27 protein-coding genes are annotated in these 24,031 nt (G+C 67.9%); 23 read left to right on the top strand and 4 right to left on the bottom strand.

Features of this window, described 5'->3' with window-relative positions; translation table 11 throughout:
- Nucleotides 1-54 precede the first annotated feature (54 nt).
- Nucleotides 55-396, top strand: a complete 342-nt coding sequence (gene rplS, locus Q4F73_RS01900) for a 50S ribosomal protein L19 (RefSeq protein ID WP_303357655.1) — start codon at nt 55-57, stop codon at nt 394-396.
- A gap of 67 nt (nt 397-463) precedes the next feature.
- Entirely contained in the window at nt 464-1,474 is a 1,011-nt protein-coding gene (locus Q4F73_RS01895; RefSeq protein WP_303357654.1) for a hypothetical protein, read from the top strand.
- Nucleotides 1,475-1,497: 23 nt separating this feature from the next.
- Here the strand turns inward: Q4F73_RS01895 and Q4F73_RS01890 are convergent, their stop codons facing one another.
- Entirely contained in the window at nt 1,498-3,198 is a 1,701-nt protein-coding gene (locus Q4F73_RS01890) for an ABC transporter ATP-binding protein (protein ID WP_303357653.1), read from the bottom strand.
- Between the two features lie 45 nt (nt 3,199-3,243).
- Here Q4F73_RS01890 and lepB point away from each other — a divergent pair, with 45 nt between their 5' ends.
- The 10 genes from lepB (at nt 3,244) to Q4F73_RS01840 (ending at nt 11,599) form a co-directional block, all read left to right on the top strand.
- On the top strand, nt 3,244-4,023 hold the full coding sequence (gene lepB / locus Q4F73_RS01885; RefSeq protein ID WP_303357652.1) for a signal peptidase I: 780 nt from the start codon (nt 3,244-3,246) through the stop codon (nt 4,021-4,023).
- The gene (locus tag Q4F73_RS01880) at nt 4,023-4,652 is read left to right on the top strand and encodes a ribonuclease HII (protein WP_303357651.1); all 630 of its coding nucleotides are present in this window, start codon (nt 4,023-4,025) and stop codon (nt 4,650-4,652) included. Before lepB ends, Q4F73_RS01880 begins: the two co-directional genes overlap by 1 nt.
- Entirely contained in the window at nt 4,642-4,947 is a 306-nt protein-coding gene (locus Q4F73_RS01875) for a DUF2469 domain-containing protein (RefSeq protein ID WP_303357650.1), read from the top strand. Before Q4F73_RS01880 ends, Q4F73_RS01875 begins: the two co-directional genes overlap by 11 nt.
- A complete protein-coding gene (locus Q4F73_RS01870; protein ID WP_303357649.1) occupies nt 4,948-6,066 on the top strand; it encodes a DNA alkylation repair protein in 1,119 nt (372 codons plus the stop codon).
- A gap of 137 nt (nt 6,067-6,203) precedes the next feature.
- Complete coding sequence (locus Q4F73_RS01865; RefSeq protein ID WP_303357648.1) at nt 6,204-6,575, top strand: YraN family protein; 372 nt, start codon at nt 6,204-6,206, stop codon at nt 6,573-6,575.
- On the top strand, nt 6,562-8,025 hold the full coding sequence (locus Q4F73_RS01860; RefSeq protein WP_303357647.1) for a YifB family Mg chelatase-like AAA ATPase: 1,464 nt from the start codon (nt 6,562-6,564) through the stop codon (nt 8,023-8,025). Before Q4F73_RS01865 ends, Q4F73_RS01860 begins: the two co-directional genes overlap by 14 nt.
- The gene (gene dprA, locus Q4F73_RS01855; protein ID WP_303357646.1) at nt 8,022-9,179 is read left to right on the top strand and encodes a DNA-processing protein DprA; all 1,158 of its coding nucleotides are present in this window, start codon (nt 8,022-8,024) and stop codon (nt 9,177-9,179) included. Before Q4F73_RS01860 ends, dprA begins: the two co-directional genes overlap by 4 nt.
- A 4-nt stretch (nt 9,180-9,183) precedes the next feature.
- Entirely contained in the window at nt 9,184-10,062 is an 879-nt protein-coding gene (locus tag Q4F73_RS01850; protein ID WP_303357645.1) for a tyrosine recombinase XerC, read from the top strand.
- A 94-nt stretch (nt 10,063-10,156) separates the two neighbouring features.
- Nucleotides 10,157-10,456, top strand: a complete 300-nt coding sequence (locus tag Q4F73_RS01845) for a type II toxin-antitoxin system RelE/ParE family toxin (protein ID WP_303357644.1) — start codon at nt 10,157-10,159, stop codon at nt 10,454-10,456.
- Nucleotides 10,457-10,483: 27 nt separating this feature from the next.
- Entirely contained in the window at nt 10,484-11,599 is a 1,116-nt protein-coding gene (locus Q4F73_RS01840) for a helix-turn-helix domain-containing protein (protein ID WP_303357643.1), read from the top strand.
- On the opposite strand, the gene Q4F73_RS01835 is transcribed toward Q4F73_RS01840, so the two are convergent.
- Nucleotides 11,577-12,035 (bottom strand): murein hydrolase activator EnvC, encoded by a 459-nt coding sequence (locus Q4F73_RS01835; protein ID WP_303357642.1) that lies wholly within the window; start codon nt 12,033-12,035, stop codon nt 11,577-11,579. The two genes, Q4F73_RS01840 and Q4F73_RS01835, sit on opposite strands and share 23 nt — an antisense overlap.
- 311 nt (nt 12,036-12,346) lie before the next feature.
- Here Q4F73_RS01835 and rpsB point away from each other — a divergent pair, with 311 nt between their 5' ends.
- The 5 genes from rpsB to Q4F73_RS01810 all read left to right on the top strand — a co-directional run bounded on the left by rpsB (nt 12,347) and on the right by Q4F73_RS01810 (nt 16,620).
- The gene (gene rpsB / locus Q4F73_RS01830) at nt 12,347-13,261 is read left to right on the top strand and encodes a 30S ribosomal protein S2 (protein WP_303357641.1); all 915 of its coding nucleotides are present in this window, start codon (nt 12,347-12,349) and stop codon (nt 13,259-13,261) included.
- Between the two features lie 124 nt (nt 13,262-13,385).
- Nucleotides 13,386-14,213 carry a translation elongation factor Ts gene (gene tsf, locus Q4F73_RS01825; RefSeq protein WP_303357640.1) on the top strand — a complete coding sequence of 276 codons (828 nt, stop codon included), beginning with the start codon at nt 13,386-13,388 and terminating at the stop codon, nt 14,211-14,213.
- 164 nt (nt 14,214-14,377) lie between these two features.
- Nucleotides 14,378-15,064: a UMP kinase gene (gene pyrH / locus Q4F73_RS01820; protein ID WP_303357679.1), complete on the top strand. Its 687-nt coding sequence runs from the start codon at nt 14,378-14,380 to the stop codon at nt 15,062-15,064.
- Between the two features lie 53 nt (nt 15,065-15,117).
- Entirely contained in the window at nt 15,118-15,675 is a 558-nt protein-coding gene (gene frr / locus Q4F73_RS01815) for a ribosome recycling factor (protein ID WP_303357639.1), read from the top strand.
- Nucleotides 15,676-15,750: 75 nt separating this feature from the next.
- Complete coding sequence (locus Q4F73_RS01810) at nt 15,751-16,620, top strand: phosphatidate cytidylyltransferase (RefSeq protein WP_303357638.1); 870 nt, start codon at nt 15,751-15,753, stop codon at nt 16,618-16,620.
- 12 nt (nt 16,621-16,632) lie between these two features.
- Here Q4F73_RS01810 and Q4F73_RS01805 read toward each other — a convergent pair whose 3' ends face one another.
- A complete protein-coding gene (locus Q4F73_RS01805) occupies nt 16,633-17,088 on the bottom strand; it encodes a lipopolysaccharide assembly LapA domain-containing protein (protein WP_303357637.1) in 456 nt (151 codons plus the stop codon).
- A 92-nt stretch (nt 17,089-17,180) separates the two neighbouring features.
- Here Q4F73_RS01805 and rlmN point away from each other — a divergent pair, with 92 nt between their 5' ends.
- Genes rlmN through Q4F73_RS01790 form a run of 3 tightly spaced genes read left to right on the top strand, consistent with a single transcriptional unit; the run spans nt 17,181 to nt 20,590 of the window.
- Nucleotides 17,181-18,278 carry a 23S rRNA (adenine(2503)-C(2))-methyltransferase RlmN gene (gene rlmN, locus Q4F73_RS01800; RefSeq protein WP_303357636.1) on the top strand — a complete coding sequence of 366 codons (1,098 nt, stop codon included), beginning with the start codon at nt 17,181-17,183 and terminating at the stop codon, nt 18,276-18,278.
- Nucleotides 18,279-18,296: 18 nt separating this feature from the next.
- Entirely contained in the window at nt 18,297-19,061 is a 765-nt protein-coding gene (locus Q4F73_RS01795; RefSeq protein WP_303357635.1) for an ABC transporter ATP-binding protein, read from the top strand.
- Nucleotides 19,058-20,590, top strand: coding sequence for a hypothetical protein (locus Q4F73_RS01790; RefSeq protein WP_303357634.1), 1,533 nt, complete (start codon nt 19,058-19,060; stop codon nt 20,588-20,590). The genes Q4F73_RS01795 and Q4F73_RS01790 overlap by 4 nt, the downstream gene beginning before the upstream one ends.
- Before the next feature lie 77 nt (nt 20,591-20,667).
- Here Q4F73_RS01790 and Q4F73_RS01785 read toward each other — a convergent pair whose 3' ends face one another.
- A complete protein-coding gene (locus Q4F73_RS01785) occupies nt 20,668-21,171 on the bottom strand; it encodes a DUF2631 domain-containing protein (RefSeq protein ID WP_303357633.1) in 504 nt (167 codons plus the stop codon).
- Between the two features lie 111 nt (nt 21,172-21,282).
- On the opposite strand from Q4F73_RS01785, the gene dxr reads away from it, so the two are divergent.
- From dxr to Q4F73_RS01770, 3 genes are all read left to right on the top strand, one after another.
- Nucleotides 21,283-22,464 (top strand): 1-deoxy-D-xylulose-5-phosphate reductoisomerase, encoded by a 1,182-nt coding sequence (dxr, locus tag Q4F73_RS01780; protein ID WP_303357632.1) that lies wholly within the window; start codon nt 21,283-21,285, stop codon nt 22,462-22,464.
- Nucleotides 22,465-22,472: 8 nt separating this feature from the next.
- On the top strand, nt 22,473-23,684 hold the full coding sequence (locus Q4F73_RS01775) for an RIP metalloprotease (protein WP_303357631.1): 1,212 nt from the start codon (nt 22,473-22,475) through the stop codon (nt 23,682-23,684).
- A gap of 10 nt (nt 23,685-23,694) precedes the next feature.
- The coding region (locus Q4F73_RS01770; protein ID WP_303357630.1) for a flavodoxin-dependent (E)-4-hydroxy-3-methylbut-2-enyl-diphosphate synthase at nt 23,695-24,031 on the top strand (337 nt) is incomplete at its 3' end.

Genomic DNA, 24,031 nt, shown 5'->3' with positions numbered 1-24,031 from the left:
ACAGGGAAAATGCCGCCAGGGTCCTCTGTCCAGAACTGAAAAGGAACATGTCGCATGAACATTCTCGACAAGGTTGATGCCGCGCAGCTGCGCGACGATATCCCGGCCTTCCGCGCCGGTGACACCCTCGACGTCCAGGTCAAGGTCATCGAGGGCTCCACGGAGCGTACCCAGCTGTTCAAGGGTGTCGTCATCCGTCGCCAGGGCTCCGGTATCCGCGAGACCTTCACCGTCCGCAAGGTCACCTTCGGCATCGGTGTGGAGCGTACCTTCCCGGTCCACTCCCCGAACATCTCCTCCATCGAGGTCGTTCGTCGCGGTGACGTCCGCCGTGCGAAGCTGTACTACCTGCGCGAGCTGCGCGGCAAGGCAGCCCGCATCAAGGAGAAGCGCTAGTCTTCACCGGAACATCCCCCGTACCTGCTGGTGCGGGGGATGTCCTTTTGGGCGTACCGTGGGTCCGATGATGCTCGTCGATGCCCCACGTGGCCGCCAGTTTCTCCTCGAGGTGGCTCTGGCCGGGGATGATGTGGACCTCGGTGGGGCCCTCCACCACGCATGCCGTGCCTTCGAGCCGCCCAGGTCGGTCAGCTATTACACCGCCTGCGGTGGCACGTCGGAGCCGCCGCAGGATGCCCCCGAGGTGAGTCCCGCTGAGGTCGCCGCCCGGCTGGAGCAGGTGCCGGTGGTCCAGCCCGCCTTCGACGTCGTACGCGACGTCGTCGCCCAGGTCGTGGACAGTGCCGCCTATTGGCAGCCTCCGTCCGGGCAGGACCGATTGCTGGCGACCCCGGAGATGCGGGAGGCGCTCGCCCGGGTGGAGAAGCACCTGGACATCCCGTGGTTCGACACCGCCTTCAACGCCGATGAACAGTGGGAGTGGTGGTGGCGTGAGGAAGGCAGCCATGCACACGTGAGGCGGTCGGTGGACCGGGCACTGCGGGAGTGGGGAGCATGCGTGCGCGGGGAGGAGCGGAGGCTGCGCCGCAGCCGCCCCTCCAGCGGACAGTGGTGGTCCACACCGCCGTTCGACGCGCAGCTGAGCACCACGTTGCTTAACGACGCTTCACCGGCCGGTCTGCACTTCGTGGAGGACTCCTTCGGCTGGACACAGGCCCGGGGTCGGCGGATCGATGTACCGGCCGGGGCGCGCGTCGCCGAGATCACCGGACCGCACGACTGGGCGGACCTGTGCCGCCGCTTCCCCCTCGAGGTCACCCGCCAGAAGCGCTACGACTGGGACGCGTGCACCGGCCGGAAGGGACGCTGGCTGATGCCGGACTACGAGGAGATGGCCCACCACGTCGACGCCGTGCACCTCACCGTTCGCGGCTACCTCACCACCGCCGGCCGGGCGGTCCCGGTCGACGAGGAGCACGCCAGCGTGCTCGCGGGCTGGGCCCCGGAAAGCACCTACTGGCTCCGGAATGTGAGCGCGGGGAAGGAAGTCCGGGACTGGAACGTGGCCGGCTGACCGTTCAGCAGGGCAGCCGCGCGCTACGCCAGCAGCTGGCGCGAGGCGAGGTCGCGGTACAACTCACTCGACTCCATCAGTGACGCGTGGGTGCCGACGCCGACGACGCGGCCGTCGGCAAGCACGATGATCTGGTCGGCGTCGGTGACCGTCGACAGGCGGTGGGCGACGACGACAAGGGTGCGGTCGGCTGCGGAGGCGTCGATGGCGTCGAGGATGAGCTGCTCGTTCTGGGAGTCGACGGCGGAGGTGGGTTCGTCGAGAAGCAGGATGGGGGAATCCATGAGCAGCATGCGGGCCAGGGCGAGGCGCTGGCGCTGACCTCCGGAAAGGGTCAGGCCGCGGTCGCCGAGGACGGTGTCCAGGCCCTCGGCCTCCGCCATGCGTTCGCGCAGATTGACCTGGTCGAGCGCCCACCAGCACTGCTCATCGGTGGCCTCCGGGGTGGCCAGGCGCAGGTTGTCGCGGACGGTGCCGGCCAGGACGGCGGCCTCCTGTTCGACGTAACCGACGATGTCGCGCACCGAGGAGCGCGTGAGCCCCGCCATGTCCTGATCTCCCAGGTAGAGGCGCCCGGAGGTGGGGTCGTAGAAGCGCTCGATGAGCGCCAGCATGGTCGACTTGCCGGAGCCGGAGGGACCGACGATGGCGGTCTTGGTGCCGGCGGGGATGTCGACGGTGACGTCGTGAAGCACGGGGGCGTCGTCGGAGTAGGCGAAGGAGACGTCGTCGAAACGCACGGAGTGGGCGGGGCGGGCCGGCGTGCCGTCCGTTGACTCGGGCTCCTCGTCCATGACCTGCTCGATGCGTTCGATCGCACCCATCGCCTGGCGGATGGTGGTGATCGCCCCGAATATCGAGCCCAGCGGCATGGACACCATGAACAGGTAGAGAACGAAGGTCACCAGGTCGGCGACGGAGATCGTCCCGGCGGCCACGCGGGCGCCGCCGATGCCGAGGACCAGCAGGAAGGAGCCCTGCATCGCCAGCCCGGCGGCGGGGAAGATGAGCGCCGCCACCCGCGCGATGCGCACTCCCTGGTACCAGGCGTGGTCGGCGTCGGCACGCAGGTTCGCCTCGACGGAATCCTGGGCGCCGGACGCGCGGATGGTGCGCACCGCGACGAGGGCGCGGTCCATGCCGGCGCCGAGATCGCCGACCGCCTCCTGGGCGCGCTTGGTGTAGCGCTGGATGAGGGTGGAGGAACCGATGACCGCCACCAGGGTCACCGACACCACGGCCATGACCAGACCCAGCATGAACACGTCGACCATGGCCATGAGGATGATGGCGCCGATCATCGTGGCCAGGCCGCCGATGGCGCTGACCAGGCCGCCGGTGAAGGCGGAGCGGATGATGGTGGTGTCCGACCCCAGGCGGGTGACCAGGTCACCGGTGCGATGGCGGTCGTAGACGGCGATGGGCAGGCGCAGGAGCTGGCCGATGAGATCGTGGCGGGTCGCCTTCACCGCCGATTCCGCGGTGACGGTGAGCAGATAGGACTGCGCCGCGCCCAGCACCGAGGACACCACCAGCAGGCCCACGAGAATCCAGGCCAGGTGCGCGATGGGGCCCTGCCCGACGGTGGAGATGAGCTGGTTGATCACCAGCGGCTGCGCCAGGCCCAGTGCGGATCCGACGAGGGAGAGGACCACGGCCACGGCCAACGCACCCTTGTGGTGGGCGAGCATGGCCAGCAGAGCGCGGAACGCGGAGGACTTCATGTCGAATCAGTCTAGGCCCGTTGCCTGCTGCTAGGCTCGGTCCCCGTGAGTGATGCGGAGAAGAACCACGAGGAGCGGACGGGGTCCACGGCGGCGTCGGCCAGCGGGGCGGACCAGGCAGAGAAGAAGCCCACCCCGTGGTACATCGAGATTCCGGTGGTCATCGCGGTGACCCTGCTGGCGATCTTCCTCATCCAGACGTTCGTGGGGCGCGTGTACATGATCCCCTCGCAGTCGATGGAGCCCACCCTGCACGGTTGCGCAGGCTGCACGGGTGACCGCATCTTCGTGGACAAGATCAGCTACCGCTTCGGTGATCCCCAGGCCGGGGATGTGGTGGTGTACAAGGGCACCGACTCCTGGAACCAGGGGTTCGTCTCGCAGCGTTCCCAGAATGATGTGGTGCGTGCGCTGCAGAATGCCGGCTCCTATGTCGGACTTGTCGCACCCGATGAGAATGACCTGGTCAAGCGTATCGTCGCCACCGGCGGTCAGACCGTGTCCTGCCAGGAGGGGGACCCGGCCGTGATGGTCGACGGGCAACCGATCGACCAGTCCTACATCCTCGAGCCCCCGGCCTACCCGGTGGATCCGACCACGGGATCTGAGGCCTGCGGCGGTTCCTATTTCGGCCCGCTGACGGTGCCCGAGAACAACTACTTCATGATGGGCGACAACCGCACCAACTCCGCCGACTCCCGTGCGCACATCGGCGACGAGTTCCAGGGCACCATCCCGGACGAGAACATCCGCGGCAAGGTCCAGGCCATCATCTTCCCCTTCAACCGCATCGGCGGTGTCGCGGACCCCGCGATCCAGGAGTAGTGGAGGAGCTTCTGCGCGCCCGCGGCCTCGGCCCCGTGGCGGGCGTCGATGAGGCGGGGCGCGGGGCCTGCTGCGGCCCGTTGACCGTCGCCGCCTGCATCCTCCCGCCGGGTGAGATTGAGGGGCTGGAGAAACTCACCGACTCCAAGAAGCTCACTCCCGCCTGGCGGGAGCGGCTCTACCCGCGCATTATCGACGCCGCCCTCGCCTGGTCCGTGGTGAGCATCTCGGCCGCGGCCATCGACGCCCGCGGTATCCAGCACGCCAACATCTCCGGCATGCGGCGGGCGATCGCCCAGCTCGAGGTCCGCCCCGGGTACGTGCTCACCGACGCCTGGCGGATCCCGGGCCTGGATGTCCCGCATCTGCCGGTGGTGGGCGGGGATGCGCACGTGCGCGCCATCTCCGCGGCGAGTGTCCTGGCGAAGGTTTCCCGCGACCGTCTCATGGTGGAGATGGACGCGCGCCACCCCGGTTACGGACTGGCCGCGCACAAGGGTTACTCGACGAAGGCACACATGGCTGCGGTGCGGCAGCACGGCGGGTGCGCGGAGCATCGCTACACTTACGCCAACGTCGTCAAGGCCCACGACGAGTGGCTGGAACATGGAGGTTTACGTGAGCGCTGAGGAACTCGACAACTACGAGGCAGAGGTGGAGCTCTCCCTGTACCGCGAGTACCGGGACGTGGTCAGCCAGTTCTCCTATGTCGTGGAGACCGAACGCCGCTTCTACCTGGCCAATGCGGTGGAGCTCATCCCGCACAACGACGGGCGTGACGTCTACTACGAGGTCCGCATGTCCGATGCCTGGGTGTGGGACATGTACCGCGCCGCCCGTTTCGTGCGCTATGTCCGCGTGATCACCTACAAGGACGTCAACATCGAGGAGCTGGACAAGCCGGACCTCATGCTGCCTGAATAGATGAAAGACCACAGCCTCAAGCGCCATTTCACGGGCGACTGCGCCCGGCGCATCGCGGCGATGGTGGGGGAGCGCCTCGACGGGGAGGATTTCGCGGGGGCCGTGGACCGGCGGGTGGAGGGCCTGGAACTCAAGGACCGGGTGCTGGTGATCGCCGAGGAGCTGCGGGAGAGGCTGGGTGGGGACTATGTGGCGTCGATAAGCATGCTCGTCGATGCCCTGGGGCCCGAGCTGCGCGACGACCAGGGGATGTTCACCGAGTCGTGGTACCTCATGCCGGTGGCCCGGTTCGTGGAGGAGTTCGGGCTGGAGCATCCGCGCGAGTCGCTGGCGGCGATCGAGGAGATCACCCGCCGCCACACGGGCGAGTACGCGATCCGCCCGTACCTTGCGCGGTGGCCGCAGTTGACGATGGATACCATCCGCACGTGGGCAGAATCGGACAGCCACCATGTGCGGCGTCTGGCGTCGGAGGGCATCCGGCCGCGGCTGCCGTGGGCGGGCAGGTACGCCCCGTTCGTTGCCGATCCGCGGCCGGTCATCGCGGTCCTCGACATGCTTATCGACGACCCGTCGCTCTACGTCCGCACCTCCGTGGCCAACAACCTCAACGACATCTCCCGGGATCACCCCGGGCTGGCCGTGGAGACGGCGCGGCGCTGGTGGGCGATGGATTCGGAGCGGACGCGGTGGATCGTGACCAAGGGCCTGCGCACGCTGGTCAAGCAGGGTGACCCCGACGCTCTGGAAGTGCTCGGGGCGGGCCGTGACCCGGCGATCATGGTGCGTTCGGTACGGGTGACACCGGAACGCGTACGGATCGGCGAGGCCACCGAAATCGCCGTGACCGTGGCCAACGAATCCGGGCAGGCGCGCGACGTCATCGTCGACTATCGGATACATTTCCGCCGCCCCGACGGTTCCCTGCGTCCTGCGACCTTCCGACTCGGGCGGGTGTCGGTGGCGGCCGGCGAGGTGGCTGAGGTACGCAAGCGCCGCACCTTCCGGCAGCTCGCGACGAGAACGCTGCACCCCGGGGAGCACGCGGTGAGCGCTCAAGCCAACGGCAATCCGGGTGAGACCGTAACCTTCCACCTTCTAGCAGAAAACTCCGGATAGCGTCGTCCGCGGTGGCCCCGGGATGTGGATAACCCGAGTTATCCACAGATTCGGGGTCTTGCCCATTGCCTGTGCTTTTCTTTTCGCCTCTCGACGCCCACCCTGGGAACCACATCACTTCCAAGGGGGGAAACCACATGTCAGTTGCTCAGAAACGTCGCACCCGGCTCGGCCGACAGGGAGAGTCCGAGGCCGCCGCCTTCTACCGCCGGCGCGGAGCCGAAGTGCTCGACCGGAACGTCGCCTATCCCGTCGGTGAGCTCGACCTCGTCTGCCGGGAGCCGGACGGCACCATCGTGTTCGTCGAGGTCAAGACCCGCTCCGGCCGCGGCTACGGCGGTGCGGAGGCCGTGACCGGCCGAAAGCTGGCCCGCATCCGCCGGGCCGCCACGCGCTGGCTCGAGGGTCGGGAGTATGTGGGCGTGCGTTTCGACGTCCTCGTGTTCACCACCATCCGCCACGGCTTCGACGTGGAGTTCTACGAGGGGGTCGACCATGGCGCTTGGTAGAACCAGCACGGTGGCCCTCGACGGGGTGGTGGCCCGCCCGGTGACGGTCGAGGCCAACGTCGGCCCCGGACTCCCGGGCATCCACCTTGTGGGCCTGGGGGATACCGCGGTGAGCGAATCCCGCGACAGAATCCGCACCGCCGTGGCCAACTCGCGCCTGCCGTGGCCGAAGACGAAGATTGTGGTGTCGATGTCCCCGGCCTCGTTGCGTAAATCCGGTTCCCACTTCGACCTGCCCACGGCACTGGCCGTCCTCGCAGCCGGGGTTTTGGCCCCGCGGCTGGACAGTGCGGTGGTGGTCGGGGAACTGGGTCTCGACGGCTCCGTCCGGGAGGTCCCCGGTGTCCTGCCCGCCCTGCTCGCCGCCCGCGCGCATGGCTTCCGCTACGCGCTTATCCCGCCGGGAAATGCTGCCGAGGCCACGCTTATCGACGGGTTGACCGTCCTCGCGACACCGACCCTGTCCGCCGCCTGGGCCTGGGCCACAGGCCGGGGTGAGCTGCCGGTGGCGCGGGGGAGAGAGGGCGTGGATAAGCGGGACGTGCCGGATTTCGCTGATCTGGCCGGGCAGCGGGAGGCGCGGTTCGCGGCCGAGGTGGCGGCGGCGGGTGGACACCACATGCTGCTCCTCGGGCCGCCGGGTTCGGGAAAGTCGATGATCGCCGCCCGCCTGCCCGGGATCCTGCCGCCGTTGACACCGGCGCAGGCTCTGGAGGCCACGGCTGTGCATTCCGTGGCGGGTAACGGCCGGGTGATGCGCCAGGCGCCCTTCATCGATCCGCATCATTCGGTGAGCAGGGCAGCACTGCTCGGTGGTGGATCGGGGAACGCTCGGCCGGGGGCGGTGAGCCTGGCCCACCACGGGGTGCTGTTCATCGACGAGGTGTCCGAGGTTCCGGCCGCCATCCTCGACGGCCTGCGCACCCCGCTGGAGGACGGGGAGGTGCGCCTGATGCGGTCGCAGAGGGAGGTGGTGTTTCCGGCGCGGTTCCAGCTGGTGCTCGCCGCCAACCCCTGCCGGTGCGCGACGGAGGACCCGGCGCGGTGCCAGTGTAAATCCCACGAGCGCGCCGGTTACCTGCGCAATCTCTCCGGACCGATGCGCGACCGGCTGGACATCACCGCGCGTACCTCCTCGGCCGGGGTGCTCGTGGGGGAGGAAGAGTCCTCACGGGCCATCCGCGAGCGGGTGAGTGCGGCCCGGGAGCGGGCGCGGGTGCGTTTCGGATGCGTCAACGCCGCCATGGACCCCCATCGGTTGCGCCGGGACTACCCCGCGGATGAGGCCGGCATGGCGACGCTGGGGTCGTTGCTGTCCACCGGTGACATCACCCAGCGCGGTGTGGACCGGGCGCTCAAGCTGGCCTGGACGCTGGCCGATCTTGACGGGGTGTCCCGACCTGATCTGGGCCACGTGCTCCGCGCCGCGGAACTGCGGGAGGGGGCATGAGCGAGCTGGACTGGGCCTACCTCAACCGGGTCGTCGAGGGTCCTTCGCGTCCTTTGCAGCAGCTGCTGGCTGCCGGAAGGGATGTCGGCGAAATCGCGCACGGGGTCCGCTCCCGGGCCTCGTGGCTGGGGGAGCTGGCCGGGCAGACAGCCGCGCGCTGCGGTTGGGAGCGGATGGAGGAGGACCTCGTCGCCGCGGCGGCCGTGGGTGCGCGGTTGATCACCCCCGAGAGCCCGGAGTGGCCGACCTCCGAATTCGACCGGGCTTTCGGATTCGCCGCCACCGGTCGCAGCGAGCATCTGCGCAGCTACCAGGACGATGCCGTGCCACCCCACGCCCTGTGGGTCCGCGGCGGGCCGTTGGGGGCCGCGGTGGCGCAGTCGGTCGCCATCGTGGGCACGCGGGCCGCCACCCGCTACGGGTTGGACGCGACGCGGCAGATCGCCACCGGCCTGGCGTCCCACCACTGGACGGTGGTCTCCGGGGGAGCGTTGGGCATCGACACCGTCGCGCACGAATCAGCCCTCGGTGCCGGCGGGCTGACCGTGGCGGTGGCGGCCTGCGGCATCGACCGCACCTATCCCGCCCGCAACGCGGCGCTGTTCGACCGGATCGCCGGGCAGGGGGTGTGCGTGTCGGAGTACCCGCCGGGCACCCCGCCGCAGCGTCACCGCTTCCTCACCCGCAACCGGCTGGTGGCCGCCCTGACGTCCGGGACGGTCATCGTCGAGGCCGCCTGGCGATCCGGTGCTCTCAACACCCTTTCCTGGGCGGAGGGTCTCGGCCGCGTGACCATGGCGGTGCCGGGGCCGATCACCGGCGCCGGATCGTTGGGCTGCCACGAGAGGATCAAGGAGGGGCGAGCGCAGCTGGTCACCGGGTCGGATGACATCCGGAGCCTGCTCGGGGCGGTCGGCGCGCTCGATGTCGCCGAGCAGTACGAGCTGGCCTTCGCCGCCACGCCGGTGCAGTCTCTGTCACGCAATGAACTGCGGGCCTTTGACGCCATCGAGCCTGCCGGATCCATTGCGCAGGAAGTGGCCGCGTCGGCCGGCCTCCCGCTGCCGCTGACCGTCCACCTGCTCATGGACCTGTGCAAGCGGGGGGTGGTGGTGCGGGAGGGGACGACGTGGAAGCGGGCGGATAGACTGTGACCTCATGAACAGTCACCAGCTGGCGGAGGCGATCGAGGACTTCGTCGATCACTCCCGGCTGGTGCTCGGCCGCTCGGAGGCCACCGTCCGTGGCTACCGCTCGGACCTGCGCTCACTGGCGGAGAACGTGCCGAACTTCGCCGGGTTCACGCTGCCTGCCCTGCGTGCCTGGCTGGCGGCGGCGGTGCGGGAGGGGAAATCGCGCGCCACCATCGCCCGCCGGACGGCCTCGGTCCGCAGCTTCTCCACGTGGGCTCTGCGTCAGGGGCACCTCGAGGCGGATGTGGCGGCGCGGTTGGTGTCACCGAAGGTGAGCCGGCCCCTGCCCGAGGTGCTGGGTGTGACGAAGGCCGGGGAATTCGTGGGTAACGCCGCCTCCGCGGATGAGATCGAGTTCCTCCGGGACAGCGCCATGCTGGAGCTGCTGTACGCCACCGGGGTGCGCGTCTCGGAGCTGGCGGGCATGGATGTCAAGGATCTGGACCTGACCCGCCGGACCGTCCGTGTGTTGGGTAAGGGTGACAAGGAGCGCGTCGTGCCGTTCGGGGACGCAGCTGCTGACGCGGTGACGCAGTGGCTGGACCGCGGCCGCGGTGAGTTGGCGGGGGAGACCCCGGCCCTGTTCGTCGGCGTGCGTGGCGGGCGAATCGATCCCCGCCAGATTCGGCGTGTCGTGGAGAAGGCCGGCCAGGTCACCGGCCAGCGCATCTCCCCGCACGGGCTGCGTCACACCGCCGCCACCCATCTGCTCGAGGGCGGGGCCGATCTGCGCGTGGTGCAGGAGATGCTCGGGCATTCCTCACTGCAGACCACGCAGATCTACACGCACGTGTCGGCGGAACGGCTCAAGGACGTGTTCCACCAGGCGCATCCGCGGGCGTAGCGTTGTCACCGGCTCCCTAGTCGTATATGGTGATTCATGTGAGGTATGAACCCTCAGTTGTGACTATTCGCTCCACTCCCGGTGAGGAGGGTAGTTGCGGGTTATTTACGCAGACCGAGAGTTGAAACGGATCGCCGAGGATCCGGGCTACCACGCTGCTCGCTGGAGCCCGGACATTGTCAAGAGCTACCGCAAGAAGATTCAGATCATCACGAGCGCCACCGATGAACGGGACCTTCGGGCGATGACATCCCTGCGGCTGGAGAAGCTGTCCGGTGATCGCGAGGGCACGTCGTCCATCCGGCTCAACCGGAGGTACCGGCTGATCCTCCGTTTCGACACCGACGACGCCGGGCGGATGGTCATCATCCTGGAGATGGTGGATTACCACTGAAAAGGTCAATGAGAGCAGGTGAATTCGATGAGCACGACCCCCATGGCAGAGGCGTTTCCGGCCGGTGAGTTCCTCGCCGAGGAACTGGAGGCACGGGGATGGTCGCAGCAGGACTTCGCGGCAGTATTGGACCGGCCGGTGCAGTTCGTGTCGGAGGTCATCACGGGAAAGCGTGAGATTACCCGCGAATCCGCCGCCCAGATCGGGGCTGCCCTCGACACTTCGGCGGAGCTGTGGTTGAACCTCCAGGACACCTACCTTTTGTGGCTGCAGTCGCAGGACACCCAGGTGCAGGAGTCCATCGATTCGGTGCGGACCCGGGCCCGCCTACAGGAACTGGCACCGGTGCGGGAACTGCAGAAGCGAGGTCTGGTCAGCACCGGTGACACTGCGGAGCAAGTGCGAGATGTCCTGGATCTGCTGGGGATGAGATCCCTCGATGACACTTCCGCCCTGGCTTTCTCTGCCCGTCGCAGCAATACCGACGACACCGTGACCCCGGTGCAGCGGGCCTGGGTGGCGTGCGTGCACAGGGTCGCGGAGAACCTGCCTGCAAGGGAGTACAATCGGGACGCTTTCGAGGTCGCGGTGCGCACGCTCTCGTCGGCAGCCCGGGAACCATCAGCTCTGGCCACGTTCCAGGCATTGTTCGCGGAGGCGGGCGTGCGGCTGGTGTACCTGGAGGCATTTCCGGGTGGAAAGCTCGACGGTTGCGCACTGCTTCTCGACGGCGCCCCGGCCATCGGTGTCTCCGGCCGCGGGAAACGCCTGGATAAAGTCCTCTTCACCATCCTCCACGAGGCTGCTCACGTCCTGCTCGGGCACCTGAGTGGTACGAACGACGCGATCGCCGACGATCTCAGCGCCCCCGGTGAGGACAAGTGGGAACAGGAAGCAGACGCCCTGGCGGGATCGCTGGCCATCGCAGGTCCGCTACCGGAGGTTCCGGGCCGGATCACCAGGAGATGGGTCGACATGGCGGCGAAGCACCTCGACGTGCACCCGATCGTGCTCATCGGGCGCCTCCAGAACGAGGGGCACATTCCATGGCAATCCACGCTGGTGCGGGAGGCCCCCAGTGCTGTTCCTCATCTGCGGCAGTGGAAGGTGCCCCTGCCGATCACGCATTCGGCTTCAACCTGATCACCGGCGCATCCAGCAGCCCCAGCGGGTTGACGTAATCCGCCGCACCCCGCCGCGCTCCCCAGTGCAGCCCCGGCCAGCCGTCCGTCGGGTGGCCGAGGGTCCCGATCGTCTGCCCTTCCCGCACCGCATCCCCGCGGGCCACCCGCGCGTGCACCGGTTGATAGGTGGTGCGTATCCCGTCGGCGTGATCCACCGACACCGTCGGGGTGCCGGCCACCACACCGGCGAAGGCCACCACCCCGTCCCCGGCGGCCACCACCGTCCCACCCACCGGCAGCGCCAGGTCGACGCCACGGTGCCCGGGCAGCCAGTTGTGGTCCGGGCGGTCGAAGGCGCGCAGCACATGAACCGAACCGGTGGGGGAGACATAGGCCCAGGCCGGAGTCCCTCCGCCCACCAGTGCCAACACCACGAAAACAACCAGCCACCGCATGCCCGCGAGGTTAGGGGGTTGGGGGAGGAGCGGGGCGTCGATAAGCAGTGGACTTGTGGATGGTGGGGCGCATGTGACCGGCCTGTGGACAATTGCGTGTCCCGGTTTGGCGATCGCAGGCCAGAGGGCTAAAGTGGGCGCCAGCAGTGTGCCCTCCAAGGTGCGCGCTGACTACGCGCGGCGGGGAACACCGACGCTGACATGGTCCCGGATATCCGGGTGTCAGTGGCTGGCCTCGTCGCTAGGGTGCAGGACAAAAACCTGCACGTCAGAAGACAGAAAACCGAAAACTACCAGAAAGTGAGCGTGACATGGCAGTCGTTACCATGCGCGAGCTTCTCGATGCCGGTGTCCACTTCGGCCACCAGACCCGTCGTTGGAACCCGAAGATGCGTCGCTTCATCTTCACCGACCGCAACGGCATCTACATCATCGACCTGCAGCAGACCCTGACCTACATCGACGCAGCGTTCGAGTTCGTCAAGGAGACCGTCGCCCACGGCGGCACCATCCTGTTCGTCGGCACCAAGAAGCAGGCCCAGGAGGCCGTCCAGGTCGAGGCCGACCGCGTCGGAATGCCCTACGTCAACCACCGTTGGCTCGGCGGCATGCTGACCAACTTCCAGACCGTCTCCAAGCGTCTGCACCGCCTCAAGGAGCTGCAGGCCATGGACGCAGCGGAGAACGGCTACGAGGGTCGCACCAAGAAGGAGATCCTCATGCTCACCCGCGAGCGCACCAAGCTGGAGCGCGTCCTGGGTGGCATCGCCGACATGACCCGCGTCCCCTCCGCTCTCTGGGTGATCGACACCAACAAGGAGCACATCGCGGTCAACGAGGCCCACAAGCTCAACATCCCGGTCGTCGCCGTGCTGGACACCAACTGCGACCCGGACGTCGTCGACTGGCCGGTCCCGGGCAACGATGACGCCATCCGCTCCACCGCCCTGCTGTCCCGCGTCATCTCCACCGCCGTGGAGGAGGGCAAGAAGGCCCGCGAGGAGCGTCAGCTCGCCGCTTCCAAGGAAGCTGCCGGTGACACCCAGGAGAAGGCCGCTGCCGACGCCGAGAAGGCCGCCGAGCAGTCCCCGTCCCAGGTCACCCAGTCCGACGCCGTGACCGAGGCCACTGAGGCCGAGTCCACCGAGGCTGCCGCCGCCGAGGCCGCACAGGTCACCGAGCCGGCCGCTGAGGCTGCTGAGTCCACCGAGGGCGCAGAAAACTAAATCGAGGCGTTCGGCCTTGACACAACTTGAGGCCCCCGCCGGTCGTGTACGCGGCGGGGGCCTTTCCCATCGACTACGCTCTGTGGTCGATAACCGTTCCGATACGAGGAGGATCGCCCCGACTATGGCGAACTACACTGCTGCAGACGTCAAGAAGCTCCGCGAGCTCACCGGCTCCGGCATGCTCGACTGCAAGAAGGCCCTGGACGAGTCCGCTGGTGACTTCGACAAGGCTGTTGAGATCCTGCGCATCAAGGGTGCCAAGGATGTGGGCAAGCGCGCCGAGCGCTCCGCTTCCGAGGGCCTGATCGCCGTCTCCGGCAACACCATGGTGGAGATCAACTCCGAGACCGACTTCGTGGCCAAGAACGCCGAGTTCAAGGAGCTGGCCGCGAAGATCGCCGAGGCTGCCGCCGCCGCCAAGGCCAACACCCCGGAGGAGCTCGCCGCCGCTGAGATCGACGGCAAGCCGGCCGCCGATGTCCTGCAGGAGATGTCCGCCAAGATCGGCGAGAAGCTGCAGCTGCGTCGCGCCGCCACCGTCGAGGGCGACAACGTCGCCGTCTACCTGCACCAGCGTGCCTCCGACCTGCCGCCGGCAGTCGGTGTCCTGGTCGCCTACACCGGTTCCGGTGCTGAGGCAGAGGCTGCCGCCAAGGCCGCCGCCATGCAGGTTGCCGCCCTCAAGGCCGGTTACCTGACCCGCGAGGACGTCCCGGCGGAGGTTGTGGAGAAGGAGCGCAACATCGCCGAGCAGATCACCCGCGAGGAGGGCAAGCCGGAGCAGGCCATCCCGAAGATCGTCGAGGGTCGCCTGGGCGGCTTCTACAAGGACGTCGTCCTCCTGGAGCAGGCCTCTGTCGCCGACTCCAAGAAGACCGTCAAGCAGCTCATGGATGACGCCGGCGTCACCCTGACCGGCTTCAAGCGTTTCGAGGTCGGCCAGGCCTAAGGCCCCGCCTCACGCTTATCGACGACCGCCGCTGCCCTCCGGGGCGCGGCGGTTTTCGCGTCCCCCGGCCACGGGATAGGATGGGATCCGATCAAACCGCCCCCTCTCAAGGAGCTCACACGGTGACCAACCCCACCCCGAAACGGACCAGCTACAAGCGCGTCATGTTGAAGCTCGGAGGTGAGATGTTCGGCGGTGGCGAGGTCGGCATCGATCCCGATGTCGTCGAGAACGTCGCCCGCCAGATCGCCGAGGTGGCCAACACCGGCGCGGAGATCGCCGTGGTCATCGGCGGCGGCAACTTCTTCCGCGGTGCCGAACTGCAGCAGCGTGGCATGGACCGCGCCCGCTCCGACTACATGGGCATGCTCGGCACGGTGATGAACTGCCTCGCACTGCAGGACTTCCTGCAGCAGAAGGGGGTGGACTGCCGCGTGCAGACCGCCATCAACATGGCCCAGGTCGCCGAGCCCTACCTGCCGCTGCGTGCTGTCCGCCACCTGGAGAAGGGCCGCGTGGTCATCTTCGGTGCCGGCATGGGTATGCCGTACTTCTCCACCGACACCACCGCCGCGCAGCGTGCCCTGGAGATCGGCTGCGACGTGCTCTTCCTGGCCAAGGGTGTCGACGGCGTGTACTCCGACGACCCGCGCACCAACCCGGATGCGGAGCTGTTCACCGAGATCACCCCGCGCGAGGTCATCGAGAAGGGCCTCAAGGTCGCCGACGCCACCGCGTTCTCCCTGTGCATGGACAACGACATGCCGATCCTGGTGTTCAACCTCCTCACCGAAGGCAACATCGCGCGTGCGGTCGCCGGCGAGCAGATCGGCACGCTCGTCAACTCCTGAGCTCAGCCTGGTAGATTGATGCAGGTAAACACACCTTAAGAAAGGCTTCACCCATGATCGACGAGATCCTCTTCGAGTCCGAGGACCGCATGACCCACACCGTCGAGCACACCCGCGAGGATCTGACGACGATCCGTACCGGTCGTGCCAACCCGGCGATGTTCAACGGTGTCATCGCCGAGTACTACGGCGTGCCCACCCCGATCACCCAGATGGCCACCATCTCCGTGCCGGAGCCGCGCATGCTGCTCATCAAGCCCTACGAGATGAACGTCATGGGCGAGATCGAGAACGCCATCCGCAACTCCGACCTCGGCGTCAACCCCACCAACGACGGCCAGGTCCTGCGCGTGACCATCCCGCAGCTGACCGAGGAGCGCCGCCGTGACATGGTCAAGGTGGCCAAGGGCAAGGGTGAGGACGGCAAGATCGCCATCCGCAACATCCGCCGCAAGGGCATGGAGCAGCTGAAGAAGCTGCAGAAGGACGGCGACGCCGGCGAGGACGAGGTCCAGGCCGCCGAGAAGGAACTGGACAAGGTCACCGCGAACTACGTCGCCCAGATCGACGAGGTCGTCTCCCGCAAGGAAGAGGAGCTGATGGAGGTCTAGGACCTCCCTGCTTCACGACGCCACCCGCGTACCCCCCGATCCTTTGTCCGTTCCCCATCATCCAGGAGGCCCCAGGTGACTGAAGCGAAGTTGGGCCACCTGCCGAAACCGCGGAACTCGGCCGGTCGGAACCTGCCGGCGGCCATCGGGGTCAGCGCGTTGCTCGGCGGGCTGGTGCTCCTGGCGGTGTGGATCGGCCCCATCGGCTGGTACCCGCTCGTGGCCGCCGCGGTGGGCGTGGCGACGTGGGAAGTGATCGTGCGGCTGCGCGAACACTCGTACTTCATCCCGCGGGCGCCCATGCTGGTGCTCGGACAGCTCATGGTGTGGCTGTCCTGGCCCTTCGGCACCACCGGCCTGGTGGCGGCCTACGTCACCGCCGTGCTGTTCATGATGTTCGGCCGGCTCTTCTACCACGGTCGCACCACCCCGCCGCAGAACTATCTGCGGGATACGGCGGTGGCGATCTTCGTCCTCACGTGGATCCCCCTGTTCGCCTCCTTCGCGGCGATGCTCTCGCTCATCTCCTCGGAGGGGATCTGGCCGGGGGCGTACATCGTCACGTTCATGCTGTGCGTGATCGCCTCCGACACGGGCGGATACATCGCCGGCGTCATGTTCGGGTCCCGCCCCATGGCCCCGGCGGTGAGCCCGAAGAAGTCCTGGGAGGGGTTTGCCGGATCCGTCACCGGAGGCGTGGTCACCGGTGCCCTCACCGTCGCGCTGCTGCTCGGTGAGGCGTGGTGGATCGGAGCACTCATGGGCCTGGGTCTGGTGGTCTGTGCGACGCTCGGTGATCTGGTGGAATCCCAGTTCAAGCGCGAGCTGGGCATCAAGGACATGTCCACCCTGTTGCCCGGTCACGGCGGCCTCATGGACCGCCTCGACGGCATGCTGCCCTCCGCGATGGTCACCTGGCTGGTGCTCAGCGTCCTGGGTGGCTGAGCACCACCGGGACTATCCGCGCATCTTCCGCTGCCGCTTGACCTGGCGGCGCAGCTCGAACATGCGGACCACACCGACGAGCGCCATGATGAGCGCACCGGTGATCGCGGAGAACAGGTAGCCGATACCGGCCGGGAAGTGGAAGGTCCACGTCAGGACGTTGAGCTCGACCTGCTGCTGGTTCTGCAGGATGAACACCAGCAGGGCGATGAGCAGGAGGGCTCCCGCGATGAGTGCCGCCCAGGTGCCACCCGCCAGTGAACCCTTGACCTTCGTCTCCACCTCGGTCTCTGTCACCGGGCCCTGCCGCGAGGGGGCCGGGTCCGGGGTGTCCTCGGCGTGGATGTCGCGGTGCTCGTCGAGGTGGTCGGGCATGGGCTCGTCGCGCACAGCGGGGGAGCGGTCCGGTTCCATGTCGTACACCGGCTCGTTGTCGTACACCGGGTCATTGCTCTGTGGTCGTGTCATACCATCATTCAACGCTGTGCATGCGAATTCCGCCACGTAACACGTCATACACTTGGGTAACAGTCCTGCGACATGCAAAGATGGGGGGCACTATGGCTGAACCCGTTGCTCTCCAGTTCTCCGCGCCGAAGCGCGGCATGCCGCCCACCCACTTCGCCGATCTCACCCCCGAGGAGCGCGTCGAGCGCATCACGGCGCTCGGCCTCCCGAAGTTCCGCGCCGATCAGATCGCCCGCCACTACTACGGCCGCTTCGAGGCGGATCCCTCCACCATGACGGACCTGCCGGCGGATGCCCGCGAGACGGTGGCCCGGGAACTCTTCCCGACGCTGCTCACCCCGATCCGTTCCATCGAGACCGACGACGGGGACACGACCAAGTCCCTGTGGCGCCTCAACGACGGAACTCTGCTGGAGTCGGTCCTCATGCGCTACCCGGACCGTGCCACGTTGTGCATCTCCTCCCAGGCCGGCTGCGGCATGGCCTGCCCGTTCTGCGCCACCGGCCAGGCCGGACTGGACCGCAACCTCTCGGCGTCCGAGATCGTCGACCAGGTGCGCGCGGCCGCCGCCACGATGGAGGCGGAGGGCTCCCGCCTGTCCAACATCGTGTTCATGGGCATGGGGGAACCGCTGGCCAACTACAAGCGCGTCGTCTCGGCGGTGCGCCAGATCACGCAGCCCTCCCCGCAGGGCTTCGGTATCTCGCAGCGCAACGTCACGGTCTCGACGGTGGGGCTGGCCCCGGCGATCCGCAAGCTCGCGGACGAGAACATGTCCGTCCGCCTCGCGGTGTCCCTGCACACCCCGGATGATGAGCTGCGCGACACCCTCGTGCCCATCAACAACCGATTCTCCGTCGAGGAGGTGCTCGACGCCGCCCGCTACTACGCCGACAAGTCCGGGCGCCGCGTGTCCATCGAGTACGCCCTCATCCGCGACATCAACGACCACGACTGGCGTGCGGACCTGCTGGGTAAGAAGCTGCACAAGGCCCTCGGCCCGAAGGTCCACGTCAACCTCATCCCGCTCAACCCGACCCCGGGCTCGAAGTGGGACGCCTCCCCGAAGGACCGACAGGCCGAGTTCGTCCGCCGCGTCATCGCCCAGGGCGTGCCGTGTACGGTGCGCGACACCCGTGGCCAGGAGATCGCCGCCGCCTGCGGCCAGCTTGCTGCCGAGGAGAAGTAGCGACGCTACCGTGGGGGCATGACTGACCCCACTCTGCAGGCACTGGCGGTCCGGGACCTGACGAAGGTCTTCGGGAGCCAGGTGGCCGTCGACAAGCTCTCTCTCGATATCCCGCGCGGATCCATCTACGGCATCGTCGGCCCCAACGGCGCGGGCAAGACGACGATGATTTCCATGGTCGCTGGCCTCGCGCGCCCGACGGAAGGCCGCGCCTGGGTCGCCGGCCATGATGTGTGGCAGGATCCGCTGCCCGCGAAGCAGGCGATGGGCCTGCTCGTGGACGGGGTACCGGTCTTCGACCGCCTCTCCGGACGCGAGTATCTGCAGTACCTCGGCGGTATCCGCGGGCTGCCGCAGGCGGAGGTGGAGCACCGCGCCACGGAGCTTCTCGACGCCCTCGGCCTCACCGACGCCGGACCGAAATTCATCGTCGACTACTCCGCCGGCATGACGAAGAAGATCCTGCTGGCGGGAGCGCTCCTGCACAACCCGGAGATCCTCATCCTCGATGAGCCGCTCGAGGCCGTCGACCCGGTGTCGGGTCGCCACATCCAGCAGATCCTGCGCCGGTACGCGGCCCGCGGCGGCACCGTCGTGCTGTCCTCCCACGTCATGGAGCTGGTGGAGGGACTGTGCGATCATGTCGCGATCATCCACCAGGGGACGGTACTTGCGGCCGGGCACGTCGATGAGGTGCGCCAGGGGTCCAGCCTCGTGGACACCTTCGTGCGCTACGTCGGTGGCCGCGACCTCGACGACGAGACCCTGGGGTGGCTGCGATGACCTCACTGCTGTTGCGGCTGCACCGCACCCTGTGGAAGCGCTCGATGGCGGGCAACTCGGCGTCGATGATCATGGCGGTGCTGCTCGCCCTCTACGCCTTCATCGGACTGGTGAGCCTGACCATGAGCGTGTGGATGCTCGACGCGCCGGACCGGGCCTGGGGGATGGCGGGCATGGTGGGAATGGGTGTCATCGCCTACATCGCCGTCGCGGTGGTCATCCCCTCCGGGGAGTCCCAGCTCAACGCCGCCGACTTCGCCACCCTGCCCGTCACCGAGCGGGACCTGCACCCGGCCATGGCGTGGTCCACGCTGCTGACCACCCGCGGCGCCATCGCCGCAGTGACCACGGTGCTGGCCACCGGCGTCGCGGTCTGGTTGTCAGGGTGGTGGTGGATCCTGGTCATGCCGGTCGTCCTTCTCATGACGCTGCTGCTGGGGGAGCTGGCCCGCATCCTCAGCTCCGGGGGCGGCCGCGTGTCCTCCGAACGGATGAACATCCTCTCCGGCGTGCTGGTCATCGTGATGATCTTCGGTTTCAACGTGCTCATCTCCTACGGCCTGGACAGCATCCCCCTCGACCGGATCGGCCGCATCCTCGCCTGGACCCCGGCGGCGGCCCCGGCCGGCCTGCTCGCCTCGCTTATCGACGCCGCCTGGCTCCCCGCCGCCGCCCAGCTCGCCATCACGGTGCTCACCGTCGTGCTCGGTGTCTGGTGGTGGCGTCGGGTCATCGGCCGGCGCCTCGACGCACCCGCCGATTCCGTCACCCACGAGGACACCGAGGAACGGAAGGAGGGCGTGCTGTTGCCCGGGCTGCCGTACACGCCGGGCGCGATGATCTACTCCCGCGGGTTGCGGTACTTCCGCCGCGATCCCCGCATGATCGGTTCCGTCGTCACCTTCCCGATCATCGCCGCGGTCCTGCTGGTGCAGGGGGCCACCGGTGAAGAACCCATGCTCTACGTCGGCATGATCCTCATCGCGCTCCTGTCCGGGTCCCTGGCCAGCAACGACTTCGGCTACGATGGCCCCGCCATGTGGAGCACCATCGTCGCCGGGGTGCCCGCCCGCACGTTGCTGCTCGGACGGCACCTTGCGCAGATGACACCCATGGTGGTGCTGGTGGTCCTTTTCAGCATCGCCAGCATCATCCTCGCCGACAACACCGGCCGCGCCGTGCTCGTCGGCATCGTCGCCTGCGGCATGCTCATCACCGTCGCCGGGCTGGCCCTGCTGCTGAGCACCCACAATCCTTTCCCCACCGCGAAACCGGGCACCAGCCCGTGGGCCGACAAGTCCGGATTCTCCGGTGCCGCCTTCGTGGCCGCCTTCGGCTCCCTGCTGCTCGGCTGGATCCCGGCGGCACCGGGCGCGGTCATGATCGCCGTCGGGTGGGTCGTCCCCGGTGTGCTGCTCGTGCTGGCCGTGCCCGCCGCGTTCTACTGGGTGTGCCTCCGGCTGGCGGAGAAGCGGGTGCGCGCCCGGCTGCCGGAGATCTACGGCCGAGTCTCCCGCTGGGTCAACTAAGGGCCGCGGAGGGTCGCAGAGGGCACGACAAAACCGCCCTCCCGGCGGGGGAGAGCGGTTGTAACTTCTCGTGCTGCTTAGCGGGCCTCGAGCTCGGAGGCGGCGGTGGAGCCGGTACCGGTGGCGATGGTGTCGGTGGACACAGCGTGGCGGGACTCGACGGCCGGGGTGGCGCGCAGGTGCTGGACGCGGGCCGGATCGATGTTCATGGCGATCAGCTGGGAGTCCGTCAGGTCAGCGTAGACACCGGAGAGGGTCTTCTGGTTGTAGGTCCAGTCGGGCTCGCGGTGGTTGATCGGCTGGTTACGGGCCGAGAGGGTACGCACCTGGCTCAGCTTCGGCTCGAACAGGTGGATGAGCAGACCGATGGCCACCAGTGCGGCGATGGACAGCAGCCAGATGGTCTCAACGTGGCCCTCGTGGTTACCGAAGTTGTAACCCAGCAGGATCAGGACCGACACCCAACCCGCCACCTGAACGGTGGTGCGGGAGAGCTCACTCCAGCCGTAGGCGGCGGAGGGTACATCCAGGGTGGAGGTACCGCTGTGGACCTCAGGCACGATCTCGTGGGAAGCAGCCACGTTGTTCTCCTTGTCATGAAGGCATGTTTAACTTGCCCCATATCTTTGCACATAGGTTGGCCAGGTGCGACAAAACACCCCCAAGAGTTCGGGAGTGACACAATGGGGGTCGTGAAAACATCCGCTGATACCCCCAGGCGCATTCTTCTGCTCGGATCGACCGGGTCGATCGGTACCCAGGCGATCGAGGTGATCGCAGACAATCCGGAGCTGTTCGAGGTGGTCGGCATCGCGGCGGGAGGATCGGACCCGGCACTGGTCATCGCCCAGGCCCGGCAGCTGGGCCTGGGCCCGGATCGCGTGGCGGTGGCCGGGGAGCAGGCCGCCGCCGAGGTGTCCGCAGCACTCGGTGGTCCCGTGCTCTCCGGGCCCGCTGCCGCCGAGGATCTGGTGCGCGGCGTGGAGGCCGACACCGTCCTCAACGCCCTGGTCGGATCGCTCGGGCTGGCCGCGACCCTGGCCACCATCGAGGCCGGGACCACCCTGGCGCTGGCCAACAAGGAGTCCCTGGTGGCCGGCGGTGATCTGGTCATGGCGGCCGCCGCCCCCGGGCAGATCGTGCCCGTCGACTCCGAGCATTCGGCCATGGCACAGTGCCTGCATTCGGGAACGGAACGGGAGATCGAGCGTTTCGTCCTCACCGCCTCCGGTGGCCCCTTCCGCGGCCTCAGCCGGGAGCAGATGTGGGATGTCAGCCCGCAGCAGGCGGCGGCGCACCCCACGTGGTCGATGGGGCAGATGAACACGCTCAACTCGGCGACCCTCATCAACAAGGGGCTCGAGCTCATCGAGGCGACGCTGCTCTTCGGCATTCCGGCGGAGCGAATCGATGTCACCGTGCACCCGCAGTCCATCATCCACTCCATGATCACCTTCTGTGACGGTGCCACCATCGCGCAGGCCTCCCCGCCGTCGATGAAACTGCCGATCTCCCTGGCGCTGGACTGGCCGCGGCGCGTCGCGGGTGCGCAGCCGGCGCTCGATTTCACCCAAGCCCATGACTGGCGTTTCGAGCCGCTTGACGACGCCGCCTTCCCGGCGGTCCAACTTGCGCGCGAGGTCGCCACGCGGCGCGGAACCTTCCCGGCGGTGTACAACGCCGCCAACGAGGAGGCGGCCGCCGCCTTCCTGGCCGGACGGATCCGCTTCCCGCAGATCGTCGACACCGTGGCCGAGGTCGTGGCCGGGGCCGATCAGTTCGCTGGTGTACCGTCGAGCGTCGACGACATCCTGGCGGTCGAGTCGGAGGCCCGGGCACGGGCCAACGCGATCGTCGATAAGCTCGATTCCTAAGGAGACCAGTGGGCGGATACCTGCTCGGTGTGGTCCTGTTCGCACTCGGCATCGCGGTGACCATCGCACTGCATGAGGCGGGCCACATGTACACCGCGCGCGCCTTCGGCATGCGGGTGCGCCGCTACTTCATCGGCTTCGGCCCGACCGTGTGGTCCACGCGACGCGGACACACCACCTACGGTGTGGCGGCCCTGCCGCTCGGCGGCTACTGCGACATCGCGGGCATGACCGGGCAGGATCCCCTCACCGAGGAGGAGAAGCCGCACGCCATGGTGAACAAGCCGTGGTGGCAGCGGGTGGCGGTGCTCTCCGGCGGCGTGGTGATGAACGTCATTGTCGGTGTCATCATCATCTACGGACTGGCGGTCACCTCCGGTCTGCCGAACCCCAACGTGGACACCACGCCGACCGTCGGTGAGGTCTCCTGCGTCTCCGATCAGACGGGCCCGGAGACGCTGGCCGAGTGCACGGGTCTCGGGCCGGCGGGGGAGGCCGGGGTCGAGGTCGGCGACCGGATTCTCGCGCTCAACGGGCAGGAGATGGAGTCCTTCACCCAGCTGCGGGACACGGTGCTGACCATGCCCGGTGAGGATGCCGTCCTCACCGTCGAGCGGGGCGGGCAGACGATGGAGATCACCGTCCCCGTCGCCCCGGTGACGCGTCTCGACGCCGCCGGCAATGAGATCGCCGCCGGTGCGGTGGGACTGTCCAACGCGCCCATCGACAACGCCTGGGTCTCCTACGGTCCGGTGGCGGCGGTCGGTGCCACCGGGGCGTTCACCTGGGATCTTCTCGACGCCACCGTCCGCGGGCTCGCCAGCTTCCCGGCGAAGATCCCGGGTGTGGTGGCCTCCATCTTCGGGGCGGAACGAGACATCGAGGGCCCGATGAGCGTGGTCGGTGCCTCCCGTGTCGGCGGTGAGCTGGTGGAGCGCTCGCTGTGGAACATGTTCTGGATGATGCTCGCCTCCCTCAACTTCTTCCTCGCCCTGTTCAACCTCGTCCCGCTGCCGCCGCTCGACGGCGGGCACATCGCGGTGGTGCTGTGGGAGAAGGTCAGGGACTTCTTCCGCCGTCTGCGTGGTCTGGCCCCGGCCGGTCCCGCGAACTACGAGAAGCTGCTGCCTGTGACCTATGCCATGGCCGCGGTGCTGCTGACGATCGGTGGACTGGTCATCGTCGCTGACGTGGTCAACCCGGTGCGACTGTTCGGCTAGAGTAAGGCGCATGAACATCGGACTTGGTATCCCGGACGCACCGCCCCCTACACTTGCACCCCGCCGCCAGACCCGCCAGCTGATGGTCGGCAGTGTCGGCGTCGGTTCGGACCACCCGATCTCGGTGCAGTCCATGACGACCACCAAGACCCACGACATCAACGCCACCCTGCAGCAGATCGCCCAGCTGACCGCCTCGGGCTGTGACATCGTGCGCGTCGCCTGCCCGAAGACCATCGACGCGGAGGCGCTGCCGATCATCGCCAAGAAGTCGCCGATCCCGGTCATCGCGGACATCCACTTCCAGCCGAAGTACATCTTCGCCGCCATCGACGCCGGCTGCGCCG

Source organism: Corynebacterium sp. (assembly GCF_030535495.1).
Taxonomy (GTDB): Bacteria; Actinomycetota; Actinomycetes; order Mycobacteriales; family Mycobacteriaceae; genus Corynebacterium.
Note: the sequence above shows the minus strand (reverse complement) of the source record. Positions and strands in the feature narration are given on the sequence as shown.

What these genes read in the sequence shown, in the direction of transcription:
- rplS (WP_303357655.1), top strand. Translation starts at nt 55, where the DNA reads ATGAACATTCTCGACAAGGTTGATGCCGCGCAGCTGCGCGACGATATC.
- Q4F73_RS01895 (WP_303357654.1), top strand. Translation starts at nt 464, where the DNA reads ATGATGCTCGTCGATGCCCCACGTGGCCGCCAGTTTCTCCTCGAGGTG.
- Q4F73_RS01890 (WP_303357653.1), bottom strand. Translation starts at nt 3,198, where the DNA reads ATGAAGTCCTCCGCGTTCCGCGCTCTGCTGGCCATGCTCGCCCACCAC.
- Q4F73_RS01870 (WP_303357649.1), top strand. Translation starts at nt 4,948, where the DNA reads ATGAAAGACCACAGCCTCAAGCGCCATTTCACGGGCGACTGCGCCCGG.
- Q4F73_RS01865 (WP_303357648.1), top strand. Translation starts at nt 6,204, where the DNA reads ATGTCAGTTGCTCAGAAACGTCGCACCCGGCTCGGCCGACAGGGAGAG.
- Q4F73_RS01860 (WP_303357647.1), top strand. Translation starts at nt 6,562, where the DNA reads ATGGCGCTTGGTAGAACCAGCACGGTGGCCCTCGACGGGGTGGTGGCC.
- dprA (WP_303357646.1), top strand. Translation starts at nt 8,022, where the DNA reads ATGAGCGAGCTGGACTGGGCCTACCTCAACCGGGTCGTCGAGGGTCCT.
- Q4F73_RS01850 (WP_303357645.1), top strand. Translation starts at nt 9,184, where the DNA reads ATGAACAGTCACCAGCTGGCGGAGGCGATCGAGGACTTCGTCGATCAC.
- Q4F73_RS01840 (WP_303357643.1), top strand. Translation starts at nt 10,484, where the DNA reads ATGAGCACGACCCCCATGGCAGAGGCGTTTCCGGCCGGTGAGTTCCTC.
- Q4F73_RS01835 (WP_303357642.1), bottom strand. Translation starts at nt 12,035, where the DNA reads ATGCGGTGGCTGGTTGTTTTCGTGGTGTTGGCACTGGTGGGCGGAGGG.
- rpsB (WP_303357641.1), top strand. Translation starts at nt 12,347, where the DNA reads ATGGCAGTCGTTACCATGCGCGAGCTTCTCGATGCCGGTGTCCACTTC.
- tsf (WP_303357640.1), top strand. Translation starts at nt 13,386, where the DNA reads ATGGCGAACTACACTGCTGCAGACGTCAAGAAGCTCCGCGAGCTCACC.
- pyrH (WP_303357679.1), top strand. Translation starts at nt 14,378, where the DNA reads ATGTTGAAGCTCGGAGGTGAGATGTTCGGCGGTGGCGAGGTCGGCATC.
- frr (WP_303357639.1), top strand. Translation starts at nt 15,118, where the DNA reads ATGATCGACGAGATCCTCTTCGAGTCCGAGGACCGCATGACCCACACC.
- Q4F73_RS01805 (WP_303357637.1), bottom strand. Translation starts at nt 17,088, where the DNA reads ATGACACGACCACAGAGCAATGACCCGGTGTACGACAACGAGCCGGTG.
- rlmN (WP_303357636.1), top strand. Translation starts at nt 17,181, where the DNA reads ATGGCTGAACCCGTTGCTCTCCAGTTCTCCGCGCCGAAGCGCGGCATG.
- Q4F73_RS01795 (WP_303357635.1), top strand. Translation starts at nt 18,297, where the DNA reads ATGACTGACCCCACTCTGCAGGCACTGGCGGTCCGGGACCTGACGAAG.
- Q4F73_RS01790 (WP_303357634.1), top strand. Translation starts at nt 19,058, where the DNA reads ATGACCTCACTGCTGTTGCGGCTGCACCGCACCCTGTGGAAGCGCTCG.